The organism is Tabrizicola sp. M-4, assembly GCF_051132405.1.
In the GTDB taxonomy this organism is placed as follows: domain Bacteria; phylum Pseudomonadota; class Alphaproteobacteria; order Rhodobacterales; family Rhodobacteraceae; genus Paragemmobacter.
This window is the reverse complement of record NZ_CP128606.1, coordinates 3,022,162-3,045,524: the sequence shown is the minus strand read 5'-3', so window position 1 is coordinate 3,045,524 and position 23,363 is coordinate 3,022,162. Positions and strand designations below refer to the sequence as shown.

17 protein-coding genes, 1 tRNA gene, 2 pseudogenes and 1 riboswitch are annotated in these 23,363 nt (G+C 65.8%); of the genes and pseudogenes, 14 read left to right on the top strand and 6 right to left on the bottom strand.

Going from position 1 to position 23,363, the window contains the following annotated elements:
- Positions 1-11: 11 nt before the first annotated feature.
- On the bottom strand, positions 12-1,478 hold the full coding sequence (locus tag TabM4_RS14930) for an MORN repeat-containing protein (protein ID WP_434613970.1): 1,467 nt from the start codon (positions 1,476-1,478) through the stop codon (positions 12-14).
- Between the two features lie 139 nt (positions 1,479-1,617).
- Between TabM4_RS14930 and TabM4_RS14925 the strand changes: the two genes are divergently transcribed.
- Positions 1,618-3,285 carry an NAD+ synthase gene (locus tag TabM4_RS14925; protein ID WP_434613967.1) on the top strand — a complete coding sequence of 556 codons (1,668 nt, stop codon included), beginning with the start codon at positions 1,618-1,620 and terminating at the stop codon, positions 3,283-3,285.
- Between the two features lie 150 nt (positions 3,286-3,435).
- Here the strand turns inward: TabM4_RS14925 and TabM4_RS14920 are convergent, their stop codons facing one another.
- The 3 genes from TabM4_RS14920 to TabM4_RS14910 form a co-directional block, all read right to left on the bottom strand.
- Positions 3,436-4,401: a 1-phosphofructokinase family hexose kinase gene (locus TabM4_RS14920; protein ID WP_434613964.1), complete on the bottom strand. Its 966-nt coding sequence runs from the start codon at positions 4,399-4,401 to the stop codon at positions 3,436-3,438.
- A gap of 163 nt (positions 4,402-4,564) precedes the next feature.
- Positions 4,565-5,500, bottom strand: coding sequence for an MBL fold metallo-hydrolase (locus tag TabM4_RS14915; protein WP_434613962.1), 936 nt, complete (start codon positions 5,498-5,500; stop codon positions 4,565-4,567).
- Between the two features lie 104 nt (positions 5,501-5,604).
- Positions 5,605-6,042, bottom strand: coding sequence for a metallopeptidase family protein (locus TabM4_RS14910; protein ID WP_434613959.1), 438 nt, complete (start codon positions 6,040-6,042; stop codon positions 5,605-5,607).
- Positions 6,043-6,127: 85 nt separating this feature from the next.
- Between TabM4_RS14910 and gltX the strand changes: the two genes are divergently transcribed.
- The 10 genes and pseudogenes from gltX to TabM4_RS14860 all read left to right on the top strand — a co-directional run bounded on the left by gltX (position 6,128) and on the right by TabM4_RS14860 (position 16,219).
- Positions 6,128-7,465 carry a glutamate--tRNA ligase gene (gene gltX, locus TabM4_RS14905; RefSeq protein WP_434613956.1) on the top strand — a complete coding sequence of 446 codons (1,338 nt, stop codon included), beginning with the start codon at positions 6,128-6,130 and terminating at the stop codon, positions 7,463-7,465.
- Between the two features lie 143 nt (positions 7,466-7,608).
- On the top strand, positions 7,609-8,988 hold the full coding sequence (locus tag TabM4_RS14900; protein WP_434613953.1) for an MATE family efflux transporter: 1,380 nt from the start codon (positions 7,609-7,611) through the stop codon (positions 8,986-8,988).
- Positions 8,989-9,086: 98 nt separating this feature from the next.
- Positions 9,087-9,193: riboswitch (glycine riboswitch) on the top strand.
- A gap of 158 nt (positions 9,194-9,351) precedes the next feature.
- A pseudogene (gene gcvT, locus TabM4_RS14895) lies at positions 9,352-10,472 on the top strand (glycine cleavage system aminomethyltransferase GcvT).
- A 9-nt stretch (positions 10,473-10,481) separates the two neighbouring features.
- The gene (gcvH, locus tag TabM4_RS14890) at positions 10,482-10,841 is read left to right on the top strand and encodes a glycine cleavage system protein GcvH (RefSeq protein WP_165050744.1); all 360 of its coding nucleotides are present in this window, start codon (positions 10,482-10,484) and stop codon (positions 10,839-10,841) included.
- A gap of 113 nt (positions 10,842-10,954) precedes the next feature.
- Complete coding sequence (gcvP, locus tag TabM4_RS14885; protein WP_434613950.1) at positions 10,955-13,795, top strand: aminomethyl-transferring glycine dehydrogenase; 2,841 nt, start codon at positions 10,955-10,957, stop codon at positions 13,793-13,795.
- Between the two features lie 271 nt (positions 13,796-14,066).
- Positions 14,067-14,765, top strand: a complete 699-nt coding sequence (locus TabM4_RS14880; protein WP_434613947.1) for an AzlC family ABC transporter permease — start codon at positions 14,067-14,069, stop codon at positions 14,763-14,765.
- The gene (locus TabM4_RS14875) at positions 14,762-15,079 is read left to right on the top strand and encodes an AzlD domain-containing protein (RefSeq protein WP_434613944.1); all 318 of its coding nucleotides are present in this window, start codon (positions 14,762-14,764) and stop codon (positions 15,077-15,079) included. The genes TabM4_RS14880 and TabM4_RS14875 overlap by 4 nt, the downstream gene beginning before the upstream one ends.
- A 59-nt stretch (positions 15,080-15,138) precedes the next feature.
- Positions 15,139-15,456, top strand: a complete 318-nt coding sequence (locus TabM4_RS14870) for a DUF3775 domain-containing protein (RefSeq protein ID WP_434613941.1) — start codon at positions 15,139-15,141, stop codon at positions 15,454-15,456.
- Between the two features lie 167 nt (positions 15,457-15,623).
- Positions 15,624-16,085 carry a thioredoxin TrxC gene (gene trxC / locus TabM4_RS14865; RefSeq protein WP_434613938.1) on the top strand — a complete coding sequence of 154 codons (462 nt, stop codon included), beginning with the start codon at positions 15,624-15,626 and terminating at the stop codon, positions 16,083-16,085.
- 58 nt (positions 16,086-16,143) lie between these two features.
- Positions 16,144-16,219, top strand: a tRNA-Ala gene (locus TabM4_RS14860).
- Positions 16,220-16,273: 54 nt separating this feature from the next.
- Here the strand turns inward: TabM4_RS14860 and TabM4_RS14855 are convergent.
- A complete protein-coding gene (locus TabM4_RS14855; protein WP_434613935.1) occupies positions 16,274-18,373 on the bottom strand; it encodes an ATP-binding protein in 2,100 nt (699 codons plus the stop codon).
- A 483-nt stretch (positions 18,374-18,856) separates the two neighbouring features.
- Between TabM4_RS14855 and TabM4_RS14850 the strand changes: the two genes are divergently transcribed.
- Positions 18,857-20,902 (top strand): methyl-accepting chemotaxis protein, encoded by a 2,046-nt coding sequence (locus TabM4_RS14850; protein WP_434613932.1) that lies wholly within the window; start codon positions 18,857-18,859, stop codon positions 20,900-20,902.
- A gap of 49 nt (positions 20,903-20,951) precedes the next feature.
- Here the strand turns inward: TabM4_RS14850 and TabM4_RS14845 are convergent.
- Positions 20,952-21,077 (bottom strand): annotated as a pseudogene (locus TabM4_RS14845) (hypothetical protein); the annotation flags it as partial.
- Between TabM4_RS14845 and TabM4_RS14840 the strand changes: the two are divergent.
- Together TabM4_RS14840 and TabM4_RS14835 are read left to right on the top strand one after the other, a co-directional pair.
- Positions 21,022-21,192 carry a hypothetical protein gene (locus tag TabM4_RS14840; RefSeq protein WP_434613929.1) on the top strand — a complete coding sequence of 57 codons (171 nt, stop codon included), beginning with the start codon at positions 21,022-21,024 and terminating at the stop codon, positions 21,190-21,192. The pseudogene TabM4_RS14845 and the gene TabM4_RS14840 overlap by 56 nt on opposite strands.
- A 416-nt stretch (positions 21,193-21,608) precedes the next feature.
- The gene (locus TabM4_RS14835) at positions 21,609-23,285 is read left to right on the top strand and encodes a methyl-accepting chemotaxis protein (RefSeq protein ID WP_434613926.1); all 1,677 of its coding nucleotides are present in this window, start codon (positions 21,609-21,611) and stop codon (positions 23,283-23,285) included.
- Positions 23,286-23,363 lie beyond the last annotated feature (78 nt).

Here is a 23,363-nt window from a genome sequence, read left to right as displayed (position 1 = left end):
CTCGGCCCGGATCAGTTCCCGGCTGCGGGGGGCGCGGCGTCCGAGGGCGCGGTCTCTGCCGGAGCTTCGGCGGGCGCTTCCGGTGGGGCGACGAGGATGCCGTTCAGCCAGTTGCCCTCGGCGACCTCGCCCGAGGCATAGGTGAGCTTTCCCGGACCCTGCCGCTTGCCCTTTTCGAAGCGGCCTTCATAGACGTCGCCGCCGGGATAGGTGGCCTTGCCGATGCCCTGCATCTCGCCCTCTTGCCAGTCGCCTTCATAGACGAACCCGTCGGGCATGGTGAGGGTGCCCTTGCCGTGGCGGAGACCGGCCCGGAACTGGCCTTCGTAGACAGATCCGTCGGCGAAGGTGGCCTTGCCCTGACCCTCGCGCAGGCCTGCCTTCCATTGGCCCTCGTAGACATAGCCGTCGGGCATGGTCATCCGGCCTGTGCCTTCGGGTTTCGACGCGACGAAGCTGCCTTCATAGACCGAACCGTCGGCATAGGTGGCCTTGCCGGTTCCCTCGATCACCCCGGCCTTCCAGTTCCCCTCATAGGTGGAGCCGTCGGGATAGGTGATCTTGCCCTTGCCCTCCGGCCGGTCAGCGGCCAAGGCGCCTTCGTAGACGGACCCGTCGGGATAGGTCAGGCGGCCCTGACCGTTCAGGCTGCCATCGGTCCAGATGCCTTCGAGGACATAGCCGTCCTTCCCCCGGAAGATGCCCTGCCCGTTGCGGCGGTCGGCGGAGAAGCCGCCCTCATAGACATCGCCATTGGCGAAGGTCATCCGGCCCGTGCCGGTCTTGAGCCCTTCGGCGAAGCCGCCTTCGTAGAGGTCGCCATTGGCCTGCCGCAGCCTTCCCTGACCGTTGATCTGGCCATCCTTCCACGCGCCTTCATAGACCATGCCGTCGGGCAGGGTCAGGGTGCCGGTCCCGGAGCGCAGGCCGCCCTCGAAATTTCCCTCGTAGACCGCGCCGTCGGGATAGGTGACCTTGCCTTCGCCCTGCTTCTCTCCAGCGACCCAGAGCCCTTCGAAGCGATAGCCGCCCGGGCCTTCCAGCACGCCGCGCCCTTCGTGACGGCCATCCTTGAAGCTGCCGGTATAGGTGGTGCCATTGGCATAGCGGGCGATCCCCGATCCGGTGATGGTGCCCGCGACCCAATCGCCCTCATAGCTGCCGCCATCGGAATAGGTGATGCGGCCCTTGCCCTCGGGCTTGCCATCCACGAATCCACCTTCATAGACCGAGCCGTTGGGATAGGTCGCCTGACCCGTGCCGGTGATCTTGCCGTCCTGCCATTCGCCTGAATAGACGAAGCCGTTGGGCAGGCGATAGGTGCCGGTGCCATGCTGCAACCCGTTGCGGAAGGTGCCCTCGTAAACCGAGCCGTCATCATACTGCTTGGTGATGACCTCGCCATCGCCCTGCGCGAAGGCCGCACCCGCGAGAGAGGTCGCCAGAGCCAGCGCCGCCACCGTTCCACCGATCCGCATCGTCCTGCCCACCTGCCGCTGCGCCTTTCGGGCAAACCTACCCGTGGCAGGGGGCTTGGGCAAGCCGCGCACCTTTCCCTCGGCGGGGGTTCTGCTAGAACGGAGGCAACGGATGCAAGACGACGGGGAATGACCGCGCATGGCCGATACCTTCCGCCTCACGCTGGCGCAGTTGAACCCGACGGTGGGGGCCATCGCGGCAAATGCCTCCAAGGCGCGGGCGGTGTGGGAGGAGGCCCGGGCCGCGCGGGCCGACATGGCGGCGCTGACCGAGATGTTCATCACCGGCTATCAGACGCAGGACCTGATCCAGAAGCCCGCCTTCGTGGCGGATGCCGTGGCGGCGATCGAGGCGCTGGCGCGGGACTGCGCGGATGGGCCTGCATTGGGCATCGGGGGGCCCGCGCTGCGCGGGGGGCGGCTGTTCAACGCCTATTACATTCTGCAGGGCGGACAGGTCACGGCGACGGTTCTGAAGCATCATCTGCCCAATGACGGCGTCTTCGACGAGAAGCGCCTGTTCACCCCGGCCGATGTGCATGGGCCCTATGTGGTGAATGGCGTCCGGATCGGCACGCCGATCTGCGAGGACAGTTGGCACGCCGATGTGGCCGAGACATTGGCCGAGACGGGGGCCGAGATTCTGCTGGTGCCCAACGGATCGCCCTATCACCGGGGCAAGCCTGACCTGCGGCTGAACCTGATGGTGGCGCGGGTGGTGGAGACGGGGCTGCCGCTGGTTTACCTGAACATGACGGGCGGGCAGGACGATCAGGTCTTCGATGGCTGTTCCATGGTGCTGAACCCCGGCGGGCATCTGGCGGTGCAGATGCCGCAGTTCGAGGATTGCGTGACCCATGTCGATTTCACCCGCGGGGCCGAGGGCTGGACCGCGGCGCGCGGGATGATGGCCGATGTCCCGCCCGTGGCCGAGGCGGACTACCATGCCATGACCATCGGTCTGCGGGATTACCTTGGGAAATCAGGGTTCTCCAAGGTCGTGCTTGGCCTGTCGGGCGGCATCGATTCCGCGCTGGTGGCGACGATTGCCGCCGATGCGCTGGGGCCCGGGAACGTGCATTGCGTGATGCTGCCGTCGCGCTTCACCTCAACCCATTCGCTGGAGGATGCGGCCGATTGCGCGGGGCGGCTGGGCTGCCGTCTGGACACCGTGCCGATCACGGGGCCGCAGGAAGCGGTGGGCACGGCGCTGGCCCCGTTCTTCGCGGGGACGGAGCCGGGGATCACCGAGGAGAACATCCAGTCGCGTCTGCGCGGCCTGCTGCTCATGGCGCTGTCGAACAAGTTCGGCGCGATGCTCTTGACCACGGGGAACAAGTCCGAGGTGGCGGTGGGCTATTGCACGATCTATGGCGACATGAACGGGGGCTACAACCCGATCAAGGACCTGTGGAAGACGCGCGTCTTCGACACCTGCCGCTGGCGGAACGCAAACCACCGCCCGTGGATGAAAGGGCCGCGGGGCGCCGTGATCCCGCCACGCATCATCGAAAAGCCGCCCAGTGCCGAGTTGCGCGACAACCAGAAGGACGAGGATTCCCTGCCGCCCTATCCTGTGCTGGACGCGATCCTCGAGGGGCTGGTGGAAAAGGAGCTTTCCGTGGCCGAGATCGTGGCGCAGGGGCATGACCTTGCCACGGTCAAGCGGGTGGAGGGGCTGCTCTACACCAGCGAGTGGAAGCGCTTCCAATCCGCGCCCGGCGTGCGGCTCACGCAGAAGGCCTTCTGGCTGGACCGCCGCTATCCGATGGTGATGCGGTGGCGTGACGGCAGCGGCGGGGCGTGACGGATCGCCTTCGGCTCCGTCCATGATCCGCGGGCATAGGGGTGTATGGCTTCGTCTTGGCCCAAATACCCTGGGGTCCGGGGCAAGGCCCCGGGGGGTGGGGTCCGGTGCTGGCAGTACGTCGGAGCGCCTTTTCGCACGGGCCGACGGTCAGACGGTGCTGAGCGCGGCCTCGGGCAAGAGGCGGGCGACATCCTCGGCGCGGCAGAGTTCGGTAGCCTCCGACATCACGGCGGCGGCGGCGGCGGCGACTCCTCGCGACAGCGCCTCGCCTTCGGACCGACCTTGCGCGAGGGCGAGGACATAGCCGCCCACGAAACTGTCGCCCGCGCCGACCTTGGAACGGACCTGCACTTTGGGGGCCTTGGCGAAAAGGCGCTGTGTGGCATCGGCGAGGACGGAGCCATCGGCCCCGCGCGCGACGATGACCTTCCGCGCAACCCCGCGCGCCACCAGAGACTGGGCGAAATCGGCGGTGTCGGCGCGGGTCTCGAGGGGCCGCTTGGCGAGCGCCTCGGCCTCTTCCCCGTCCATGCGCAGGACTTCCAGACCGGGGATCGGATGATCGACGGCCTGCGTCAGGGCTGCGCCGGAGGTGTCCAGCACCACGCGCATTCCGGCCATGGCATCGGCGAGGCGGGCGGGGAAGTCCATCGGCACGCCGGGGGGCTGGCTGCCGGAGATGACGGCAAAGCCGCCGGGTTTGCCAGCGGCACGCAAGAGCATGAAGACGCGGTCCTGATCTTCCTGATGCCAGACCGGGCCGGGCAGCATGAAACGGAACTGGCGGCCCGTCGAGGCCTCGTTCACGGTCAGGCTCTGCCGTGTCTCGCCGGGGCCGGTGATGCCGAGGAACATGACGCCTTCGCGGCGGATGAGTTCGGCGAGGCGGTCTCCGGTCAGCCCGCCGAGCGCGACGAGCGCGAGGGATTCGCCGCCCAAGGCATGGACGGCACGGCTGACATTCAGCCCGCCACCGCCGGGGTCAAGCTGGGGTTCGGAACAACGCAGTTTCTCATCCGGGACCATGACGGGCACGGAGGAGGCCATGTCCAGCGCCGGATTCAGCGTCAGGGTCAGGATCGGGGCTTGCCGTGGGGCAGGGGTGTCAGGCATGGGGCCGCCCTTGGTCTGGGGATCGGCGCCATGATAGCGCTAACGAGGCGCGGGGGGCAAGCGCGGCCCCCCGTTCCCTTGGCGAGGCGGAATTTGACGCAAATTCCGCGACGAAATCTGTGTGCAGATTTCGGGGCGATTTCTGCGTCAGAAATCGCCTTTCTCAGAGCATGAGCTGGTAGCTGGCCGGGACGTAACGGAAACCGTCGCCATTCGCCTCGACGAAGCCGATGCCGGGGAAGGGCATGTGGTAGCCGGTGAAGGGGATGCGGTCGGCGGCGAGCATGCCGAGGACCTGACGCCGTGTCGCTGCAGCCTGCGCCTTGTCCTGATCGAAGCGGACTTCCCAATCCGGATAGGCCAGCGACCAGACGTAATGGTTCGTCATGTCGGCGGTGATCGCCATCCGTGCGCCGCCCGATTCCAGCATGTAGATGAAATGGCCGGGGGTATGGCCGGGGGCGGCCATGGCGGTGACGCCCGAGACGACCGCGCCGCCATCGTCGAGGAAGGTGAATTTGTCGTTCAGCGGTTTGACCTTGGCATCGAAGGTCTCGTTCGCGGCGGCGGACCAGTTGTTGTGTTCGGTGGCACCGGTCACGTAGCGCGCATTTGCATAGGTCGCCGTGCCCGCGTCATTCGACAGGCCGCCGATATGGTCGCCATGCATATGGGTGACGACGACGATGTCGATCTGGTCGGGGGTGATCCCGGCGCTGGCGAGGGCTGCGGTGGTGCCATCGGCGGAAAGGCCGGTATCGAACAGCACGAGTTCCGCGCCGGTGTTCACCACGACGGGGGTGAAGAAGTTGAAGGTCTTGTCGGCGGGGATGAAATTCGCGGCGGAGACGGCGGCGAATTCCTCGGGCGGGACGTTCATGCCGAAGGTTTCCTGCGGATTGTCGCCCGCGCGGGTGCCTGCGAGGATCGTCGTCACCTCGAAGGCGCCGAGCTTCACGCGGTGGAAGGGCGCATGGCCCGCGCCCTGCTGGGGCGCAGCGGCCAGCGCGGGGCGGGCGGCAAGCAGGGCGGGGGCGGCAAGGGGAAGGGCGGCTCCGGCAAACAGCGCGGTGCGGCGCGACAGGGTCGGGGTCGTCATGGGGTTCCTCCGATTTGACACTGTCCGAAAGGATAGGGCCTTGGTCCGCAGGGGCCATTCACGGATAAGTCAGGCGTTGCGCAGCGATGCACAACCGCTGTGCGTCATTCCCACCACGGGTCGATGGCGGCGATGTCGTCATCGGACCAGCCGAAATGGTGGGCGAGTTCGTGGATGGTGACATGGGCGATCAGGTCGCCGAGGCCCACATCGCCCCGGTCGATCCATTCCTCGAGGATCGGGCGGCGGAAGAGCCAGACGATATCGGGGTGGGTGGGCTGGTCCATCACCGACTTCTCGGTGAGCGGGGTGCCTTCGTAGAGGCCCGTCAGTTCGTAGGGGTCTTCCATGCCCATCGCCTCCAGCACGTCATCGGGCGGAAAATCGACGATGCGGAGCGCCACGCGGGTGGCATGGTCGCGCCATGGCTGGGGCAGGTTCACCACGGCATCATGGGCAAGCTGTTCGAAGAGCGCGAGGTCGGGCGCGGGGAAGGCGTCCCAGCCGGGGGCCTGCGGATCGGGATTGTCGGATGTGGTCATGGCGCCCCCTCGGTTCCCCCCAGATATGGACAAAAGGGCCCGCCTGTGAAAGAGGAACGGGGGTCCAACGGAGCCCGTTTTTCCCATGACCACGCCGTCCAAAGTCACGACCCGTTTCGCGCCTTCGCCCACCGGTTATATCCATGTGGGCAACCTGCGCACCGCGCTGATGAACTATCTAATCACCCGCAAGGCGGGGGGCACCTTCATCCTGCGGCTGGACGACACGGATCAGGAGCGGTCGAAGCAGGAATATATCGACGGGCTGATGGAGGATCTGGTCTGGCTGGGCATCCAGTATGACCGCGTGGAGCAGCAATCCAAGCGGCTGGCGCGCTATGCCGAGGCGGCCGAGCAGTTGAAGGCGGCGGGGCGGTTCTATGAGTGTTTCGAGACGCCCACGGAACTGGACCTGAAGCGGAAGAAACTGCTGAACATGGGCAAGCCGCCGGTCTATGACCGCGCCTCGCTGCACCTGACCGAGGAGCAGAAGGCGGCCTATCGCGCCGAGGGGCGGCAGGGCTATTGGCGGTTCCGGCTGGATCAGGAGCGGATCGAGTGGCGCGACGGGATCATCGGCGACATCTCGATCGATGCGGCGTCGGTGTCGGACCCCGTGCTGATCAAGGCGGATGGGCAGGTGCTTTATACCTTCGCCTCATCCGTGGATGATGTGGATATGGGCGTCACGCATATCGTGCGCGGGGCGGACCATGTGACGAACACCGCGACACAGATCCAGATCATGAAGGCGCTGGGCGGGACGCCGCCGGAGTTTGCCCATCACAGCCTGCTGACGGGACCGCAGGGCGAGGAATTGTCCAAGCGTCTGGGCGTGCTGAGCTTGCGCGACCTGCGGGCGCGGGGGGTGGCGCCGCTGGCGCTGATGTCGCTGATGGCGCGGCTGGGGTCGTCGAAGCCGGTGGAACTGGCCTCGTCGATGCAGGATCTGATCGACGGGTTCGATGTGGGGTCGTTCGGGGCGGCGCCGACGAAGTTCGATGCGGAGGACCTGTTCCCGCTGACGCGGGCGCATGTGCAGGGCCTGCCTTTCGCCGCCGTTGCCGACCGGATCGCGGCCTTGGGCGTTCCGGCAGGCGAGGCGGAGGCGTTCTGGAATGTCGCCAAGGGCAATATCACCGTTCTGGATGATCTGGGCGAGTGGTGGGTGCTGTTCCGCGACGGGGCCGAGCCTCTGGTGGAGGCGGGGGATGAGGAGTTCGTCGCGCAGGCCATGGCCATGCTGCCCGCGCGGCCTTGGACGACGGCGACATGGGGCGAGTGGACGGAGGCCGTGAAGGCCGCGACCGGGCGGAAGGGCAAGGCGCTTTACATGCCCTTGCGCAAGGCGCTGACGGGGCGGGCGAACGGGCCGGAGATGGCGGATGTGATGCCGCTGCTGAAGGTCGTGAAGGCGGGCTGAGGACGATTTTTCTGCGAAAAATCGGGTGCTTCGCCCCCGCGGTCGTGGCGGTTGATACGTCGGACCGGGGGTTTCACACCCCCGGACCCCCGTGGGATATTTGAAAACGGCTGAAAGGCTGCGGGCTTTCGGGGAGTATTGGCGTGGCAGTGACGATCGAGGGGGAGCCGGGAGCGGCGGCGGCGGCCCCGGCGCAGGGGAAGTTCGTCACCGGCAGCCTGTTCCGGCATATCGCGGTGATGTCGCTGACATCCTCGGTCGGGTTGATGGCGATCTTCGTCGTGGACCTGATCAATATGCTTTACATTTCGTGGTTGCAGGACCCGGAGAAGACGGCGGCCATCGGCTATGCGGGGGCGGTGCTGTTCTTCACCACCGCCTTCGGGATTGGGTTGTCGGTCGGTGTGTCGGCGCTGGTGTCGCGGGCGGTGGGGGCGCGGGATGCGGCACTGGCGCGGCAGCGGACGACGGAGGGTTTGCTGCTGGGGGCGGGGTTCGGGGCGGCTTTCGCGGCGCTGGTCTGGCTGGCACTGCCGTGGATCGTTGCGCTTCTGGGCGCGACGGGCGGGACGGCGGAGGAGGCGCTGCACTACCTGCGGGTGCTGATCCCGTCGCAGCCCTTGCTGATGATCGGCATGATCGGGGCGGGGGTGCTGCGGGCGCATGGGGATGCGCGGCGGGGGATGATGGTGACGGTCTGGGGCGCGGTGGTGCTGGCGGCGCTGGACCCGGTGCTGATCCTCTGGGCCGATATGGGGCTGACGGGGGCGGCGCTGGCGGGATGGGGATCGCGGGCGGCGATTGCTTGCATGGCGCTGTGGCCGATCTGGCGGCATTACGGCGGGTTCGGTGCGCCTTCGGTGCGGACGGTCTGGCTGGCGGCGGTGCCGATCTTTGCGATTTCGGGGCCGGCGATCCTGACGCAGCTGGCGACGCCCGTGGGGCAGGCGGTGGTGACGCGGATGGTGGCGGGTTACGGCGAGCAGGCGGTGGCGGGGATGGCGATTGCGGGGCGGCTGACGCCCGTGGCCTTTGGCATCATCTTTGCGCTGTCGGGGGCGGTGGGGCCGATCATCGGGCAGAACCTTGGCGCAGGCCGGATGGAGCGGGTGCGGCGGGCGTTCTGGGATTCCATCACCTTTGCGGGTTTGGTGATCGTGGGGATGTCGGCGCTGCTGTTTCTGGCGCGGGGGGCGATTGCGGATGCCTTCCATGCCGAGGGGATGACGCGGGATCTGATCTACCTGTTCTGCGGGCCGCTGAGTTTGCTGTTCTTCTTCAACGGGTTGATCTTCGTCGCCAATGCCGCCTGCAACAATCTGGGCGCGGCGATGCAATCGACCATGGTGAATTGGGGGCGGCACACCATCGGGACGGTGCCTTTCGCTTGGGCGCTGGGCCTGTGGTGGGGGGCGGAGGGGGTGCTGGTGGGGCAGGCCGTCGGGGGCGTGATTTTTGGCATCCTTGCGGTCTGGCTGGCGCTGCGCGTGATCGACCGGGTGGCGGCGGGGGTTAGGGCCTGAGGGCGGGTGCCTGAGGGCGGGGCGTGTCGCTTTACCATTGTATACCGTCGCATCCGAAATTCCGCTTGCCTGATCGGGGGCGGGCGGGTTAGGCAGGGGCGTCAGCATCGGGAGAATCCGGCGCGCGGGCATGCCCCGTGGGAGCCGGTGCCGAAGGAGCAACCGCCCCGGTAAACTCTCAGGCAACAGGGACCGTTGCTGGCGTGGAACTCTGGAGAGTGGCGCGGGATGCGCCCGCCGAAGGGATAACGATCTCAGGCGCCCGTGACGGGCAAGGACAGAGGGGGCATCGTGGGACAGGGATTGGCCTGTCCGGGCGGTGCCGTGTTGCAAGGACCGGCGCTTTGGAAGGGGGAGGGACGCGTGTCCGACCTGAAGCGATTGGGTCTGCATGACCTGCATGTGGAACTTGGGGGAAGATGGTCCCCTTTGCCGGATATGAGATGCCGGTGCAGTATCCGGCGGGCGTGATGAAGGAGCATCTTCATACGCGCGCGGCCGCAGGGCTGTTTGACGTGTCGCATATGGGGCAGGTGATCCTGCGGCCGAAGCGGGGGATGGAGGCGCTGTGTCTGGGGTTCGAGGCGCTGATGCCGGTGGATGTGCTGGGGCTGGCGCAGGGGCGGCAGCGATACGGGCTGTTCACGAATGAGCAGGGCGGGATTCTGGATGACCTGATGTTCGCCAATCGCGGGGATCATCTGTTCGTCGTGGTGAATGCCGCCTGCAAGGAGGCGGATGTGGCGCATATGCGCGCGCATCTGGGGGATGTGGCGGAGGTGGATTATGTCACCGACCGCGCGCTGCTGGCCTTGCAGGGGCCGGGGGCGGAGGCGGCGCTTGCGTCGTTGGTGCCGGAGGTGGCGGCGATGCGCTTCATGGATGTGGGGGTGTTCGGCTGGCAGGGGGCGGAGGTCTGGGTGTCACGCTCGGGCTATACCGGCGAGGATGGCTTTGAGGTTTCGGTGCCGGAGGCGGTGGCGGAGGGGTTCGCGCGGGCTTTGCTGGGCTGCGAGGGCGTAATGCCCATCGGCCTTGGGGCGCGGGACAGCTTGCGGCTGGAGGCGGGGCTTTGCCTTTACGGGCATGACATCGACACGGGGACGAGCCCGGTAGAGGCCGGTCTGACATGGGCGATCCAGAAGGCCCGCCGTGCGGGCGGCGCGCGCGAGGGGGGCTTTCCCGGCGCGGCGCGCATCCTGCGGGAATTGGCGGAGGGACCCGAGCGGTGCCGCGTGGGGCTGCGCCCGGAAGGCCGCGCGCCGATGCGCGAGGGGGTGGAGTTGTTCGCCACGGATGGCACGCCATTGGGCCGCGTCACGTCGGGCGGGTTCGGGCCGAGCGTCGAGGCCCCTGTTGCCATGGGCTATGTCCCTGCGTCTTATGCGAAAATCGGAACGGTGATCGAGGGGGAGGTGCGCGGCAAGCGCCTGCCCGTCGTCGTGGCCGAGATGCCTTTCAATCCCACCACCTACAAGCGTTGAGGATGCGCGATGAAGTATACCGAAGAACATGAATGGCTGCGCGTCGAGGGCGATCTGGTCGTCGTCGGCATCACGGAACATGCCGCGACACAACTGGGCGATGTGGTGTTCGTGGAACTGCCGGAGACCGAGACGATGGTCGCCGCCGGGGATGAGGTGGTGGTGATCGAGAGCGTCAAGGCGGCGTCGGACATCCTTGCCCCCGTCGATGGCGAGATCGTCGCGGTGAATGCCAAGCTGGTGGACAACCCCGGCCTCGTGAACGAGGACCCGACGGGGGCGGCGTGGTTCTTCAAGATGAAGCTGGATGACCTTTCGGTTCTGGACCAGTTCATGGACGAGGACGAATACAACGACCTGATCGGGTGATCCCGGTCGCATGCTGTTGATACGCAAAGGTTTTCAAGAGCCTTTGCAGATTCCTTCCAAGGAATTCGGTGGGCGCGGATGCGCCCGCCTTCCCCCAATGCGAGGTGCGCGCCATGGCCTATACCCCTGTCGACTACAATCCCTATGATTTCGCCAACCGCCGCCATATCGGCCCCTCGCCTGCCGAGATGGAGGAGATGCTGAAGGTGGTCGGCGTCAAGACGCTGGACGAGTTGATCGACCAGACGGTTCCGGCCTCGATCCGGCAGAGCATTCCGTTGGGCTGGGCGCCCTTGTCGGAGCATGAGTTGCTGGCGCGGATGCGGGCTGTTGGCGCGCGGAACAAGGTGATGACCAGCCTGATCGGGCAGGGCTACTACGGCACGGTGACGCCGCCCGCCATCCAGCGGAACATTCTGGAAAATCCGGCCTGGTATACGGCCTATACGCCCTATCAGCCCGAGATCGCGCAGGGGCGGCTTGAGGCGCTGCTCAACTATCAGACGATGATCGCGGACCTGACGGGGCTGCCGGTGGCCAATGCCTCGCTTCTGGACGAGGCGACGGCGGCGGCGGAGGCCATGGCGATGGCGGAGCGGGTGGCGAAGTCTAAGGCCAAGGGGTTCTTTGTCGATCACGGCTGTCATCCGCAGACCATCGAGGTGATCAAGACCCGCGCGGTGCCGCTGGGGATCGAGGTGATCGTGGGGGATCCGGCGAAGATGGATCCCGCGCAGGTGTTCGGGGCGATCTTCCAGTATCCCGGAACTTATGGGCATGTCACTGATTTCACAAAGGAAATCGCGGCGCTGCATGCGGCGAAGGCGGTCGCGGTCGTGGCCACCGATCTGTTGGCGTTAACCATTTTGAAAGAACCGGGCGCGATGGGGGCGGATATCGCCATCGGGTCGAGCCAGCGGTTCGGCGTGCCAATGGGCTATGGCGGGCCGCATGCGGCCTTCATGTCCTGCAAGGATGAATACAAGCGGTCTATGCCGGGACGGATCGTCGGGGTTTCCATCGACGCGCGGGGGAACAAGGCCTATCGGCTGTCGCTGCAAACGCGCGAGCAGCATATCCGGCGCGAGAAGGCGACATCGAACGTCTGCACGGCGCAGGCTTTGCTGGCGGTGATGGCGTCCTTCTATGCGGTGTTCCACGGGCCGAAGGGGCTGCGCGCCATTGCGGAGCGGGTGCATTTCCTGACCAACCGTCTGGCGCGGGCCTTGAAGGCGGCGGGGGCGAAGGTTTCGCCCAAGGCGTTCTTCGATACGATCACGGTGGAGGTGGGTGTCGGGCAGGCAGGCATTCTGGCGGCGGCGCGGCATGAGGGATTGAACTTCCGCAAGATCGGCAATGACCGCGTGGGGATTTCTCTGGACGAGACGACGGACGAGAAGGTGCTGATCCGCGTGCTGCGGGCCTTCGGCATCGAGGGCGTGCCGCCGCATCGGGCGACGCTGGGTTTCCCCGAGGAGATGGTGCGGACGTCGGACTATCTGACCCATCCGGTTTTCCACATGAACCGCGCGGAATCCGAGATGATGCGCTACATGCGCCGTCTGTCGGATCGCGACCTTGCGCTGGATCGGGCGATGATCCCGCTGGGGTCCTGCACGATGAAGTTGAACGCGGCGGCGGAGATGATGCCGATCACGTGGCCGGAATTCGGGTCGCTGCATCCCTTCGCGCCTGCGGATCAGGCGGCGGGGTATCGCGAGGCGATCGAGGATCTGACGGCCAAACTGTGCGAGGTTACGGGATATGATGCCTTCTCCATGCAGCCCAACAGTGGCGCGCAGGGAGAATATGCGGGACTCCTTACCATTCAGGCCTATCACCGTGCGCGGGGGGAGGGGCACCGGAACATCTGCCTGATCCCCGTGTCGGCGCATGGGACGAACCCGGCATCCGCGCAGATGGCGGGGATGCAGGTTGTGGTGGTGAAGTCGGCCCCGAACGGGGACGTGGATCTGGAGGATTTCCGGCAAAGGGCTGAAGAGGCTGGGGAAAATCTTGCGGCCTGCATGATCACCTATCCATCGACACATGGCGTGTTCGAGGAGACGGTGAAGGAGATCTGCAGGATCACCCATGACCATGGCGGGCAGGTTTACCTTGACGGGGCGAACATGAACGCCCTTGTGGGCTTGGTGAAACCCGGCGAGATCGGGTCGGATGTGAGCCACCTGAACCTGCACAAGACCTTTGCCATCCCGCATGGCGGCGGTGGTCCCGGCATGGGGCCGATCGGGGTGAAGGCGCATCTGGCGCCCTATCTGCCGGGGCATCCTGAAACCGGGGGGGCAGAAGGTCCGGTGTCGGCGGCACCTTACGGAAGTGCCTCTATCCTGCTGATCTCGTGGGCCTATTGCCTGATGATGGGGGGCGAGGGGCTGACGCAGGCGACGCGGGTGGCGATCCTGAATGCCAATTACATCGCGGCGCGGTTGAAGGGGGCCTATCCGATCCTGTTCATGGGGAACAAGGGGCGGGTGGCGCATGAGTGCATTCTGGACACGCGACCTTTTGCCGAGGTGGGTGTCACGGTGGATGACATCGCCAAGCGGTTGATCGACAATGGTTTCCACGCGCCGACAATGAGCTGGCCGGTGGCAGGGACCTTGATGGTGGAGCCTACGGAGTCGGAGACGAAGGCGGAGATTGACCGTTTCATCACCGCGCTGATGGCGATCCGGGCCGAGATCGAAGCCGTTGAAAAGGGGGAGATTTCCGCCGAGGACAGCCCCCTGCGCCATGCGCCGCATACGGTGGAGGATCTGGTTGCCGACTGGACGCGGAAGTATCCGCGCGAGCAGGGGTGCTTCCCGCCGGGGGCGTTCCGGGTGGACAAGTATTGGCCGCCCGTGGGGCGGGTGGACAATGTCCATGGCGACCGCAACCTGATCTGCATCTGCCCGCCTGTGGAGAGCTATGCTCAGGCCGCGGAGTAGCGGTTCGGGATGTGCGGATCTTGTGCCGCAAACCGTACCGCAAAGTGTTCATACAAATTGGCGCACCGAAAGGTGCGCCTTTTTGGTTTCGGTGCGTTTTTGCGAGAGGGTTATGGTTGGGTGAGGGTGGGGGTGGCGGGGTGAACCCCGCCCTACGGTTCGGGGGCGAGGCGTTCCGAGAGGGGCGAATGGACCTGAGCGAGGTGGAGGCCGAGGCGAGATTGACGCCGCCGGGCGCCGCCGTTAGCCCTGCGACGGGGCTGGAGGGATCATGGACGCGCAGGGCGAGGAGACGTTCACCGCAGGGCTGGTCACGGCGCTGCCCATCGGGTTGGGGTATTTCCCCATCGCTTTCGCCTTTGGCGTGGCGGCGACCGGGGCGGGCTTCAGCGGGTGGGAGGCGGCGGCGCTGTCCGTCATCATCTATGCGGGGGCGTCGCAGTTCCTTGCGCTGGCCTTGCTGACATCGGGCGCCGCGCTGCCGGTGGCGGCCTTCACCCTGATCGCGATGAACTTGCGGCATGTGCTTTACGGGCCTGCGCTGATGAAGGCGGCGGGGCAGGGGGCCGGGAAGCGGCACGCCTGGGCCTGGGCATGGGGCCTGACGGATGAGGTCTTCGGCGCGGCGCTGGGCGAGATCGCGCGGGGGAAGCGGTTTTCGGAAGCCGGGATGTTCGGGCTGGGCCTGCTGCCCTATGCGGCATGGGTGGGCGGGACGGTGGCGGGGGCCTTGGCGGGGGGCGGGGCGCTGGATGGCTGGCCCGTGCTGGAGGCGGGGCTGTCCTTCCTGTTGCCTGCCCTGTTCCTTGCGCTGCTGCTGTCGATCCTGACGCGGCCGCAGGTGCCGGTGATCGCGGTGGCGGGGCTGGCCTGCGTGGGCGGGACGATGGCGGTGTCGGCGACGGCGGGCATCCTTGGCGGCATGGTGGCCGGGGCGCTGGCCGGGGTGGTGCGGAGGGGCCGAGGATGAGGTGGGAGGTTCTGGCGCTTGCGCTGATCGTGGGGGCGGCGAATTGGGGTTTTCGCTATCTGCCGATCCGCTTTGGCCTTGGGTCGGGGGCGGAAGGGGGGATGCTGGGGCGGTTCCTTGCCTCGGTCGGGCCTGCGGCGATTGCGACGTTGTTCGTGGCGTCGTCCCTGCCTTTCGTAGCGGGAGGCGCGGTGCTGGCACCGGGACTGGGGACGGCGGCGGTGGTTGCGGTCTGGCTGTGGCGGCGGTCGGTCGTGCTGGCGACGCTGGCGGGGGCGGTGGCCTATGCGGCGGGGGGCGCGCTGGCGGGTTAGGGCTTGCATGCCGGGGCTGGCGGGGTGACGATCAACCCGAAGGCGGAAGGAGTCGTGCCATGCTGGAGATCAGCCCGGAGAAGGTGGTGCATATCATTTACCAGTTCCGCGAGGGGGATGCGGCGGATGAGGAGCTGCATGCCTTCATCGATGCCTTGAACGATGACGAGAAGGCGCATCTGACGGCCATCGCATGGGTCGGGCGGGGGGCTTTCGAGCCTGAGGATTATCAGGCGGCGGTGGAGACGGCCTATACCGAGGCGACGGTGCCGACGGATCGCTATCTGATGGGGATGCCGCATCTGGCGGAGAACCTCGAGGCGGGGCTGGAGGCGCTGGGGATCGACGTGAGCGAGGTGGAGCAGGATTTCCTGTGACCGCGGGTGATCCGGCGGGGCGGCGGGCCGAGGCTGCTTGGGTGTCAGGGGACGTTCCGTCCCCTCTTGGCCGTGCCGGCCAATTCACCCCTTGAGGATATTTGAGAACGGATGAAGGGGCTTGATCTTCCGCGCGCGGGTTCCAACATATTCTGCAAATGGAATTGATGGAGGCCGCAATGGCGGAAGGGGTGAAGCTGTGCTGTGCGGCATGCGGGCAGATGAACCGCGTGCCTGCCGCGCGACTGGCGGCGGGGCCGAAATGCGGGGTCTGCGGGGCGGCGCTGGCGGATGGGCGGGTGCTGGAACTGGATGCCACGGCGCATGACAAGGCGGTGCGGGGGGACGATCTGCCGCTGCTGGTGGATTACTGGGCGGCGTGGTGCGGGCCGTGCCGGATGATGGCACCCGAATTCGCCAAGGCGGCGAAGGCGGCGGCGCCTGCCTTGCGGTTCGGGAAGCTGGACACCGAGGCGCATCAGGCGGTGGCGCAGCGGGCTGGGATCAGGGGTATTCCCGCGCTTATCCTGTATCATCGCGGGCGCGAGGTGGCGCGGCTGGCGGGGGCGCGGCCTGCGGCGGAGATCCTTGCCTTTGTCCGGTCGCATGTCGCCGTGCCGAGTGCCTGAGACCGGCGGGGGTGGCTTGACAATCGCGTGCCGCTGGGCCAGAACGCGGCCCGCGGATGGGGCAGTAGCTCAGTTGGGAGAGCGTATCGTTCGCAATGATAAGGTCAGGGGTTCGATCCCCCTCTGCTCCACCAGATTTCCCTGAATTGGTCGGTTGAATGGGCGCTGCGCAGGCTGCGCCTTTTGTTTCAGTGTGCCGTTTCGACCCGTGTGCCGAGCGTTGCGGTGACGGCGCGCAGGAGGTCGGCGCGCAGGAGGGGCTTGGAGAGGTGGGTGGAGAAGCCGCCCGCGAGATAGTCCTTCACCTGTTGCGGCATGACATTGGCGGTGACGGCGATGGCGGGCACGGGGGAAAGGCTGTGCACCTGTTCGTGGGCGCGTATCTCCTGCAGGGCGGTCAGGCCGTCCTTGACCGGCATCCGGATGTCGAGGAGCAGGAGATCGAAAGGCCGGGCCTCGGCGCGGGCGGTCTGCCATGCTGCCACCACCTCGGCCCCGTTGGTGGCGCCGACGATGGCGGCGCCGGTGGGGGCCAGCATCTCGTTCAGGACGAGGAGGTTGGTGGGGTTGTCGTCGGCGATCAGGATGCGGCGACCCGTGAGCGTGACATGGGCGATCCAGTCGGTCGGGGGCGGGACCGGAACATCGGCCGTAGCAGCCGGGGGGAGGGGCAGCGTCACCCGGACGGTGGTGCCTTGGCCAAGGCGGCTGTCGATCTTGACCTCCCCGCCCATGAGATGGGCGAGTTGCCGGACGATGGACAGGCCGAGCCCCGTGCCGCCGTAGCGGCGCGCGGTGCTGCCTTCGGCCTGTTCGAAGCAGTCGAAGGCGCGGGCGACCTGTTCGGGCGTCATGCCGATGCCCGTGTCGCTGATTTCGATCTGGACGGGGCGGTCGGGCTTGGCCGAGACCATGAGGCGGATTTCGCCCTTGTCGGTGAACTTGATGGCATTGCTGAGCAGGTTGTTGAGGATCTGCGTGAGGCGATGGGGGTCGCCCAAGCGGGGCTGCATCTTGCCACCGCTGCAGAGGACCTCGAAGTCGAGGCCCTTTTCCTCGGCCCGGAGACGGTGGAGGGATTCGGCGGCGAAGACGATGTCGGGCAGGCGGATCGGGACATTGTCGAGGGTGAGTTTGCCCGCCTCGATCTTGGACATGTCGAGGATGGAGTTCAGGACGGAGAGCAGCGTTTCGCCCGCCTGACGGATGGTGGCGACCATGCGCAGTTGATCGGGCGTTTGCACGGTGCCGTGCAGCACCTCAGCCATGCCAAGGACGCCATTGAGCGGGGTGCGGATCTCGTGGCTCATGTTGGCGAGGAATTGGGATTTCGCGCGGCTGACCTCTTCCGCGCGCTGGCGGGCCTCTTCGATGCGCTGGTTGGCGGCGAGGTGGTCGGTGATGTCCTCGACGGCGCAGACGACGGCGGTGGTGATGCCGCCGTCCGTGAGGGGCGAGGCGTTGATCGAGAGGATGCGGCGCTGGCCATCGGGCCAGAGGATGGCGTGGCGGATGTCGCGCAGGGGGCGGCCTTCGCGCAGGACGCGGGCGACGGGGAGATCTTCGGCGGGGAAGGGGCCGCCGTCGACGGCCTCGATCTGCCAGCGGTCATCGTCGAAGCGGCGGCGGGCGACTTCCTCCGGGGTCAGGCCGAGGACGCGGCGGCATTCGTCATTGGTGACGGTGATGCAGCCGTCGCGGCCGACAGAGAGGACGGCGACCGGCACGGTTTCAAGGACATGGGCGAGGTGGTCGCGTTCCTTGGCGAGATCGTGACGCGTGCGGTCGAGGTCCTGCACGGCAGAGAGCAGGCGGATCTGGTCGTTCACGCTGCGGCCTAGGCGGGAGAGGGCGTCGAGGTCATCCTCTGTCCAGTCGCGGGGTGTGCTGTCGATGGCGCAGAAGGAGCCGATCACCTGACCGTCATCGGCGCGGACGGGGACGCCAAGATAGGCCACGACGCCGAGCAGGTCGATCACCGGATTGCCCGCGACGCGGGGGTCGGTGCGGCTGTCGGTGATGCGCAGGGGGCTGGTGCTGTCGACGACCAGTTTGCAGAAGGAATGGCTAAGGGGGGTCTGGCGGGTTTCCGACCATGGGGCGGGCAGTCCGCACTGGCTTTTGAAGAACTGGCGGTCGCCGTCCGTGTCGATCAGCGAGACGAGCGAGACCGGCGCGCGCAGGAGGCGGGAGGCGAGGCGGGTGAAGTTGTCAAAGACATCTTCGGGAGGCGTGTCGAGCAGCGCGCGCGTGGCGGCGGGGGTGCTCGGTCCATGAGGCGGGGTCAAGGGCGACGGCTCCGTTCAGATCATTTCTTCAGGAAAGACGCAGGCCGGATTTTGTTCCGGCACGTTGTTGAACCAACTGGTCACGCGGGGATGGCATTCCCGCTCTGAGATTCGTAACCGGTTGCAAGAAGGATAGGTGGGATTTCCGATAGTTCAAGTCAACTGCTCTCCCCGACCCAAAGCCCGTGTGTCGGATATGTAACGGCGTGGATTTCCGAGCGATTAGAGGGCCGTTGGGGATGAGTTGGCGCGTTTTCCGTGGCGTGGCGGCGGTTGGGGGCGGCCTGAGAGCGGGTTTCAGAATGAGATCGGGGTGGGGCGGCTGTCCGGGCCGTTTTCGGGTATGGGGCGCGGAAAATGTTAGCGATCATTGGTCGGGGGGCGGCCTACCCATTGGAGGTGGGTGTGGCCCTTTGCCCTAAATCGATGCAACCGGTTGCCGTTGCCTTGGCGCAAGGTGTTGTGCGTGCAAGGGATATTGCAATGCGTTTCAAGTGGAAGATCTCTATCGCCCTGCTTCTGGCGGGGCTGCTTCCGATGGCAATCGTGATGAAGATCGACATCGATCGTCTGGCCAGCCTTTCCCAAGAGACCGTCACCGAAGAGATCCAGACCTCGGCCGAATTGCGGGGCGCGGCGATCGAACGGTATTTCGGGGATCTGGTCGATCTGGGCACCGGGCTTGCGAAGATGCCAGAGAAGGTGAAGCTGCTGGCCGATCTGGACGAGGCGGCGGATGAGCTTGGCCTGCCGGGGGCGGTGGAGCCGGACATGGCGGCGCTGCAGGCGCGCTATGCCCATCAGCGGGAGAACACGCCCGGTGCGACCGAGGCGGACAGCGCGCGCTGGATGGCGGGGTTGGACCCGGTGGGGGCAGCGTTGCAGCACCTGTATATCGGGAAGAACAAGGCAAAGGTCGGACAGAAGCAGATGCTGAACGATGCGCGGGATGGCAGCCGCTATTCGCAGATGCATGCGGCTTTGCACCCCGTCTTTCGCGATTTCATGGAGCGGCACGGGTTCTATGACATCCTCTTCGTGGAGCCGCATGAGGGGCGGGTGATCTATTCGGTCTACAAGGAGGTGGATTTCGGCACCTCGCTGACGACTGGGCCCTATGCCGCGACGGGCCTTGGCGGCGCGGTTCAGGCGATGCTCAAGTCGCAGGGGCAAGAGCCCTATCTGGTGACGGATTTCGAGGCCTATGAGCCGTCCTACGGGGCGCAGGCCTTCTTCCTTGTGGTGCCGGTGAAGGAACGGCGGACGCTGGTCGGGGTAATGATCTTCCAGCTTCCCATCGATTTCGGGACGGCAATCCTCGCACCCAGCGAGTACGAGCGAGAGACGCTGGATGCCTTCATCCTTGGGCAGGAGGGCGGGGTCAGGTCGGCGCCGCGCTTTGCCGAGGGTATGGACCTTGCGGCACCCGTGCCGGGGGTGATCGCGGCGGCGGCGGCGGCCGGGGAGCGGGGGGCGATGGTGGCCCCCGATCACCGTGGTGTCGAGGTTGTCGCGGCCTATCGGCCCTTGGAGATTCCGGGGCTGGACTGGTCGATCCTGACGATGGTGGAGCGGGCCGAGGTCATGGCGGTGGCGGATGAGGCGACTCGCTCGGCCATGACGACCGGGGTCGTGGTGGCTGTCGTGGTGGTGCTTGCGGGTCTGCTGCTGTCGTTCTGGTTGCTGCGTCCGATCAAGCGGCTGGGGACGGAGTTCCAGAGCCGGACGTCGGAGGTGATCGGCAGCCTTCGGACGGCGGCGCTGCAGGCGCGGGGGGCGGCCGAGACGATGGCCGCGACGGCGGAGGAAACGAGCCGGCAGACGAGCCATGTGAAGGAAGGGTCGGAGTTGACGGCGGCGGATGTGTCGGGTGTGGCGGCCGCGGTGGAGCAATTGTCGAGTTCGATCAACGAGGTGGTCGCGGGCATTCAGGAGACGAATGCGCTGGCGGGTGACGCCGCGCTGCGGGCCGAGGATGCGGCGACGCTGCTTGCGGAGTTGGAGAAGGTGGCGGGCCGGATCACGGGGATCGTGACGCTGATCAACGACGTTGCGCGGCAGACGAACCTTCTGGCGCTGAATGCGGCGGTGGAGGCGAGCCATGCGGGGGCTGCGGGTCGCGGCTTTGCGGTTGTGGCGAGCGAGATCCGCAAGCTTGCGGCGCGGACGACGGAGTCGACGGACGAGATCGCGGGCGAGGTGCGGTCTGTGCTTTCGGCGGTGAAGCGGAATTCGGAGGCGATGCGGGCGATTGCGGCCTCGATCGGGCAGGTGAACGATCAGGCGCGGGGGATCGCGTCGGCGGCGACGCAGCAGGGCGAGGTGACGCATGACATCGCCGAGCGGATGTCGCGGACGGCGGGGCGGGTGGGGCAGTCGAATGACAGCCTGACCGAGGTTCAGGCGGCCTCGGAGAACGCGAACCGCGCGGCGGGGGATGTGCTGGGGGGCGTCGTGTCGGTCGAGCGGGCGGCGGAGGCGATGGACGCGGCGCTGGCGCAGTTCCTGCGCCGGGTGCAGACGATCTGAGGCGCGCCACGGCGGGATGGGGCAGGAGGCGGTGGTGGATCAGCGCGTTCGGGGCGGGAAGATCGGCCACCCTGACGCGCAAGAGTTGGTCGACCTCGCCCGTCAGGGTCGACCAGCCGGTGACGTCGGGCAGGCTGCCAAGCGAGGCGGACGAAGGAGGCGGCGTTGCCGCCACTGTGCGTGGCCATCTGGACCTGCACGGCAAGGCTGGGTTTCGCGGGGTTCAGGCGGGCATGGCTGCCCGCGCTGACGCCGTCGACTTCCAGCCGCGCGCGGCGGCAGGCGGGTGACTGGTGGAAGGGGCGGGGGGCAGGACACGTTCTCGTTTCCTATCCGCCGTCGTTCGCGCGGTAACCATCATATTCTGGCAATGAAACGAAAACGAGTCCTGAACCTAAACATATGTACGAGATTAACGTAAGATATTTTGTTGCAATATTGGCGAGTTATGGTGATGCCAAGATGAACGTTCAGAATCTGTCGGCAACACTTTCGCCTAAGGGCAACTCTATAAGTTATGGAGTGTCGCCCTTGACCCATCGGAAAAGCCCTTCAAGGTGAGATCCCGATATTGTTGCACCACTTTGGATCAGCGCCTTTTTCATGGGCTGCCCGATCCAACCATCAAATCACATCATGACCGTAACCTGTGAATTTTGCGCATGAATGTCGATGACTTTGTGCAAAGAACTGAAAGGAAACTCTCATGCAAATCTCCCTCAAGGCCAAGCTTGGTGGTATCTTTGCGTTGCTTCTTTCCCTTATGGCCTGCCTTGGGGTGATGGCACTTACACAGATGAGCGCAATAAAGACCCAAGCCGAGATCATCACAGAAGATTGGCTTCCGAAAATCCATATCATTGAAAAGGCAAAAGGTGCCACCCTGGAGTTGCGGCTGGCGCAGTTTGAGCTGCTTTATTCCCCTTCATCTTTTGCCATGACTGCTCAGCAGCAAAGAATTTCCCGACTGATCAATGTAATCAAGACCCAGCAAAGCATCTATGAACCGTTGATCCGCGATGAGCGGGAGCGTGAGATGTTCAACATCATGTCTGCGGCAACCGATCAGTATGTTGAAATGAACGAGCGTCTGCTTGCCCTATGGCGAGTTAACGATATTCAGGGCGGCACTGATCTCTTGATGAAGTCCGTCCCAATTTCCAACAGGATGAGCAACTTCGCCTTTTCCCTTGTCGCTTACAACATTGACGGTGCGAATGCCGCTTCAGCCGAGGGCAACCGCCTTTACGCCTCGGCCCGCACCCTCGTCCTCGCCATCATCGGCATCGCGCTTGTCGTGGGCCTTCTCTCCGCGACCCTCATGATCCGCTCGGTCTTCCGCACTCTGGGGGGTGAGCCCGACTATGCGCGCTCTGTCCTGCGCGAAATCGCTGCCGGCAATCTTGATGTCGAGGTCAAGACCCGGAAGGGCGATGATGGCAGCCTCCTTGCTGCGGCCCGTGATATGGCGGCCAAGCTCAAGGAAGTTGTGACCGCCGTGGTTGTCTCTGCCCGTAATGTTGACAGCGGCAGCCAAGAGCTCTCTGCGACCGCCGAACAGCTTTCGCAAGGTGCCTCGGAGCAGGCGTCCTCTACCGAGGAAGCCTCTGCCTCGGTGGAGGAAATGGCCGCGACAATCAAGCAGAACTCCGAGAGCGCCGGCGAAACTGAGGCCATTGCCAAGCAATCTGCGGCCGACGCCGCGCGCAGCGGTGAGGCAGTGACCAAGGCCGTCAAGGCTATGGAAACCATCGCCGAGAAGATTCTGGTCGTGCAGGAAATCGCGCGGCAGACGGACCTTCTTGCGCTGAACGCAGCGGTCGAGGCTGCTCGGGCGGGCGAACATGGCCGCGGTTTTGCTGTGGTGGCAGCGGAGGTGCGCAAACTGGCAGAACGCAGTCAGTCGGCTGCGCAAGAGATTTCAGGTCTCTCCGGCGAGACGGTTCGCACGGCGCAAACCGCTGGCGAGATGCTTGATCGTCTGGTCCCCGACATTCAGCGCACCTCGGATCTGATCGCCTCTATCTCGAACGCCACGCGGGAACAGGATGTCGGCGCAGCGCAGATCAATATCGCGATCCAGCAGCTGGATAAGGTAACCCAGCAGAACACCTCCGCCTCGGAGCAGATCGCCTCGACCGCTGACGAACTGGCGGGGCAGGCTTCCGCTCTCACTGAAGCGATCAGCTTCTTCAAGCTCGATCTTGGCCACGCTGGTGGCGAGGCCGCTCTGAAGCCCGCTGCCAAGAAAAAGCCTTCGGAGCGCAAAGCCGCTATGTTCGCGCCTCGCCCGGCCAAGGCGCAGAATGACGGTGGTTTTTCCTTCGATCTCAACGCGGATGACGAGCTGGATCAGCAGTTTTCCCGCAGCAAGGTCGCCTGATCCGGCCCGGCGTCGGCGGCCCTTACCCATGGGTCGCCGATGCCAGTATTAGGGTTGGGACCCATTGATCTGCTTGAC

What these genes read in the sequence shown, in the direction of transcription:
- TabM4_RS14930 (WP_434613970.1), bottom strand. Translation starts at nt 1,478, where the DNA reads ATGCGGATCGGTGGAACGGTGGCGGCGCTGGCTCTGGCGACCTCTCTC.
- TabM4_RS14925 (WP_434613967.1), top strand. Translation starts at nt 1,618, where the DNA reads ATGGCCGATACCTTCCGCCTCACGCTGGCGCAGTTGAACCCGACGGTG.
- TabM4_RS14920 (WP_434613964.1), bottom strand. Translation starts at nt 4,401, where the DNA reads ATGCCTGACACCCCTGCCCCACGGCAAGCCCCGATCCTGACCCTGACG.
- TabM4_RS14915 (WP_434613962.1), bottom strand. Translation starts at nt 5,500, where the DNA reads ATGACGACCCCGACCCTGTCGCGCCGCACCGCGCTGTTTGCCGGAGCC.
- TabM4_RS14910 (WP_434613959.1), bottom strand. Translation starts at nt 6,042, where the DNA reads ATGACCACATCCGACAATCCCGATCCGCAGGCCCCCGGCTGGGACGCC.
- gltX (WP_434613956.1), top strand. Translation starts at nt 6,128, where the DNA reads ATGACCACGCCGTCCAAAGTCACGACCCGTTTCGCGCCTTCGCCCACC.
- gcvH (WP_165050744.1), top strand. Translation starts at nt 10,482, where the DNA reads ATGAAGTATACCGAAGAACATGAATGGCTGCGCGTCGAGGGCGATCTG.
- gcvP (WP_434613950.1), top strand. Translation starts at nt 10,955, where the DNA reads ATGGCCTATACCCCTGTCGACTACAATCCCTATGATTTCGCCAACCGC.
- TabM4_RS14880 (WP_434613947.1), top strand. Translation starts at nt 14,067, where the DNA reads ATGGACGCGCAGGGCGAGGAGACGTTCACCGCAGGGCTGGTCACGGCG.
- TabM4_RS14875 (WP_434613944.1), top strand. Translation starts at nt 14,762, where the DNA reads ATGAGGTGGGAGGTTCTGGCGCTTGCGCTGATCGTGGGGGCGGCGAAT.
- TabM4_RS14870 (WP_434613941.1), top strand. Translation starts at nt 15,139, where the DNA reads ATGCTGGAGATCAGCCCGGAGAAGGTGGTGCATATCATTTACCAGTTC.
- trxC (WP_434613938.1), top strand. Translation starts at nt 15,624, where the DNA reads ATGGAGGCCGCAATGGCGGAAGGGGTGAAGCTGTGCTGTGCGGCATGC.
- TabM4_RS14850 (WP_434613932.1), top strand. Translation starts at nt 18,857, where the DNA reads ATGCGTTTCAAGTGGAAGATCTCTATCGCCCTGCTTCTGGCGGGGCTG.
- TabM4_RS14835 (WP_434613926.1), top strand. Translation starts at nt 21,609, where the DNA reads ATGCAAATCTCCCTCAAGGCCAAGCTTGGTGGTATCTTTGCGTTGCTT.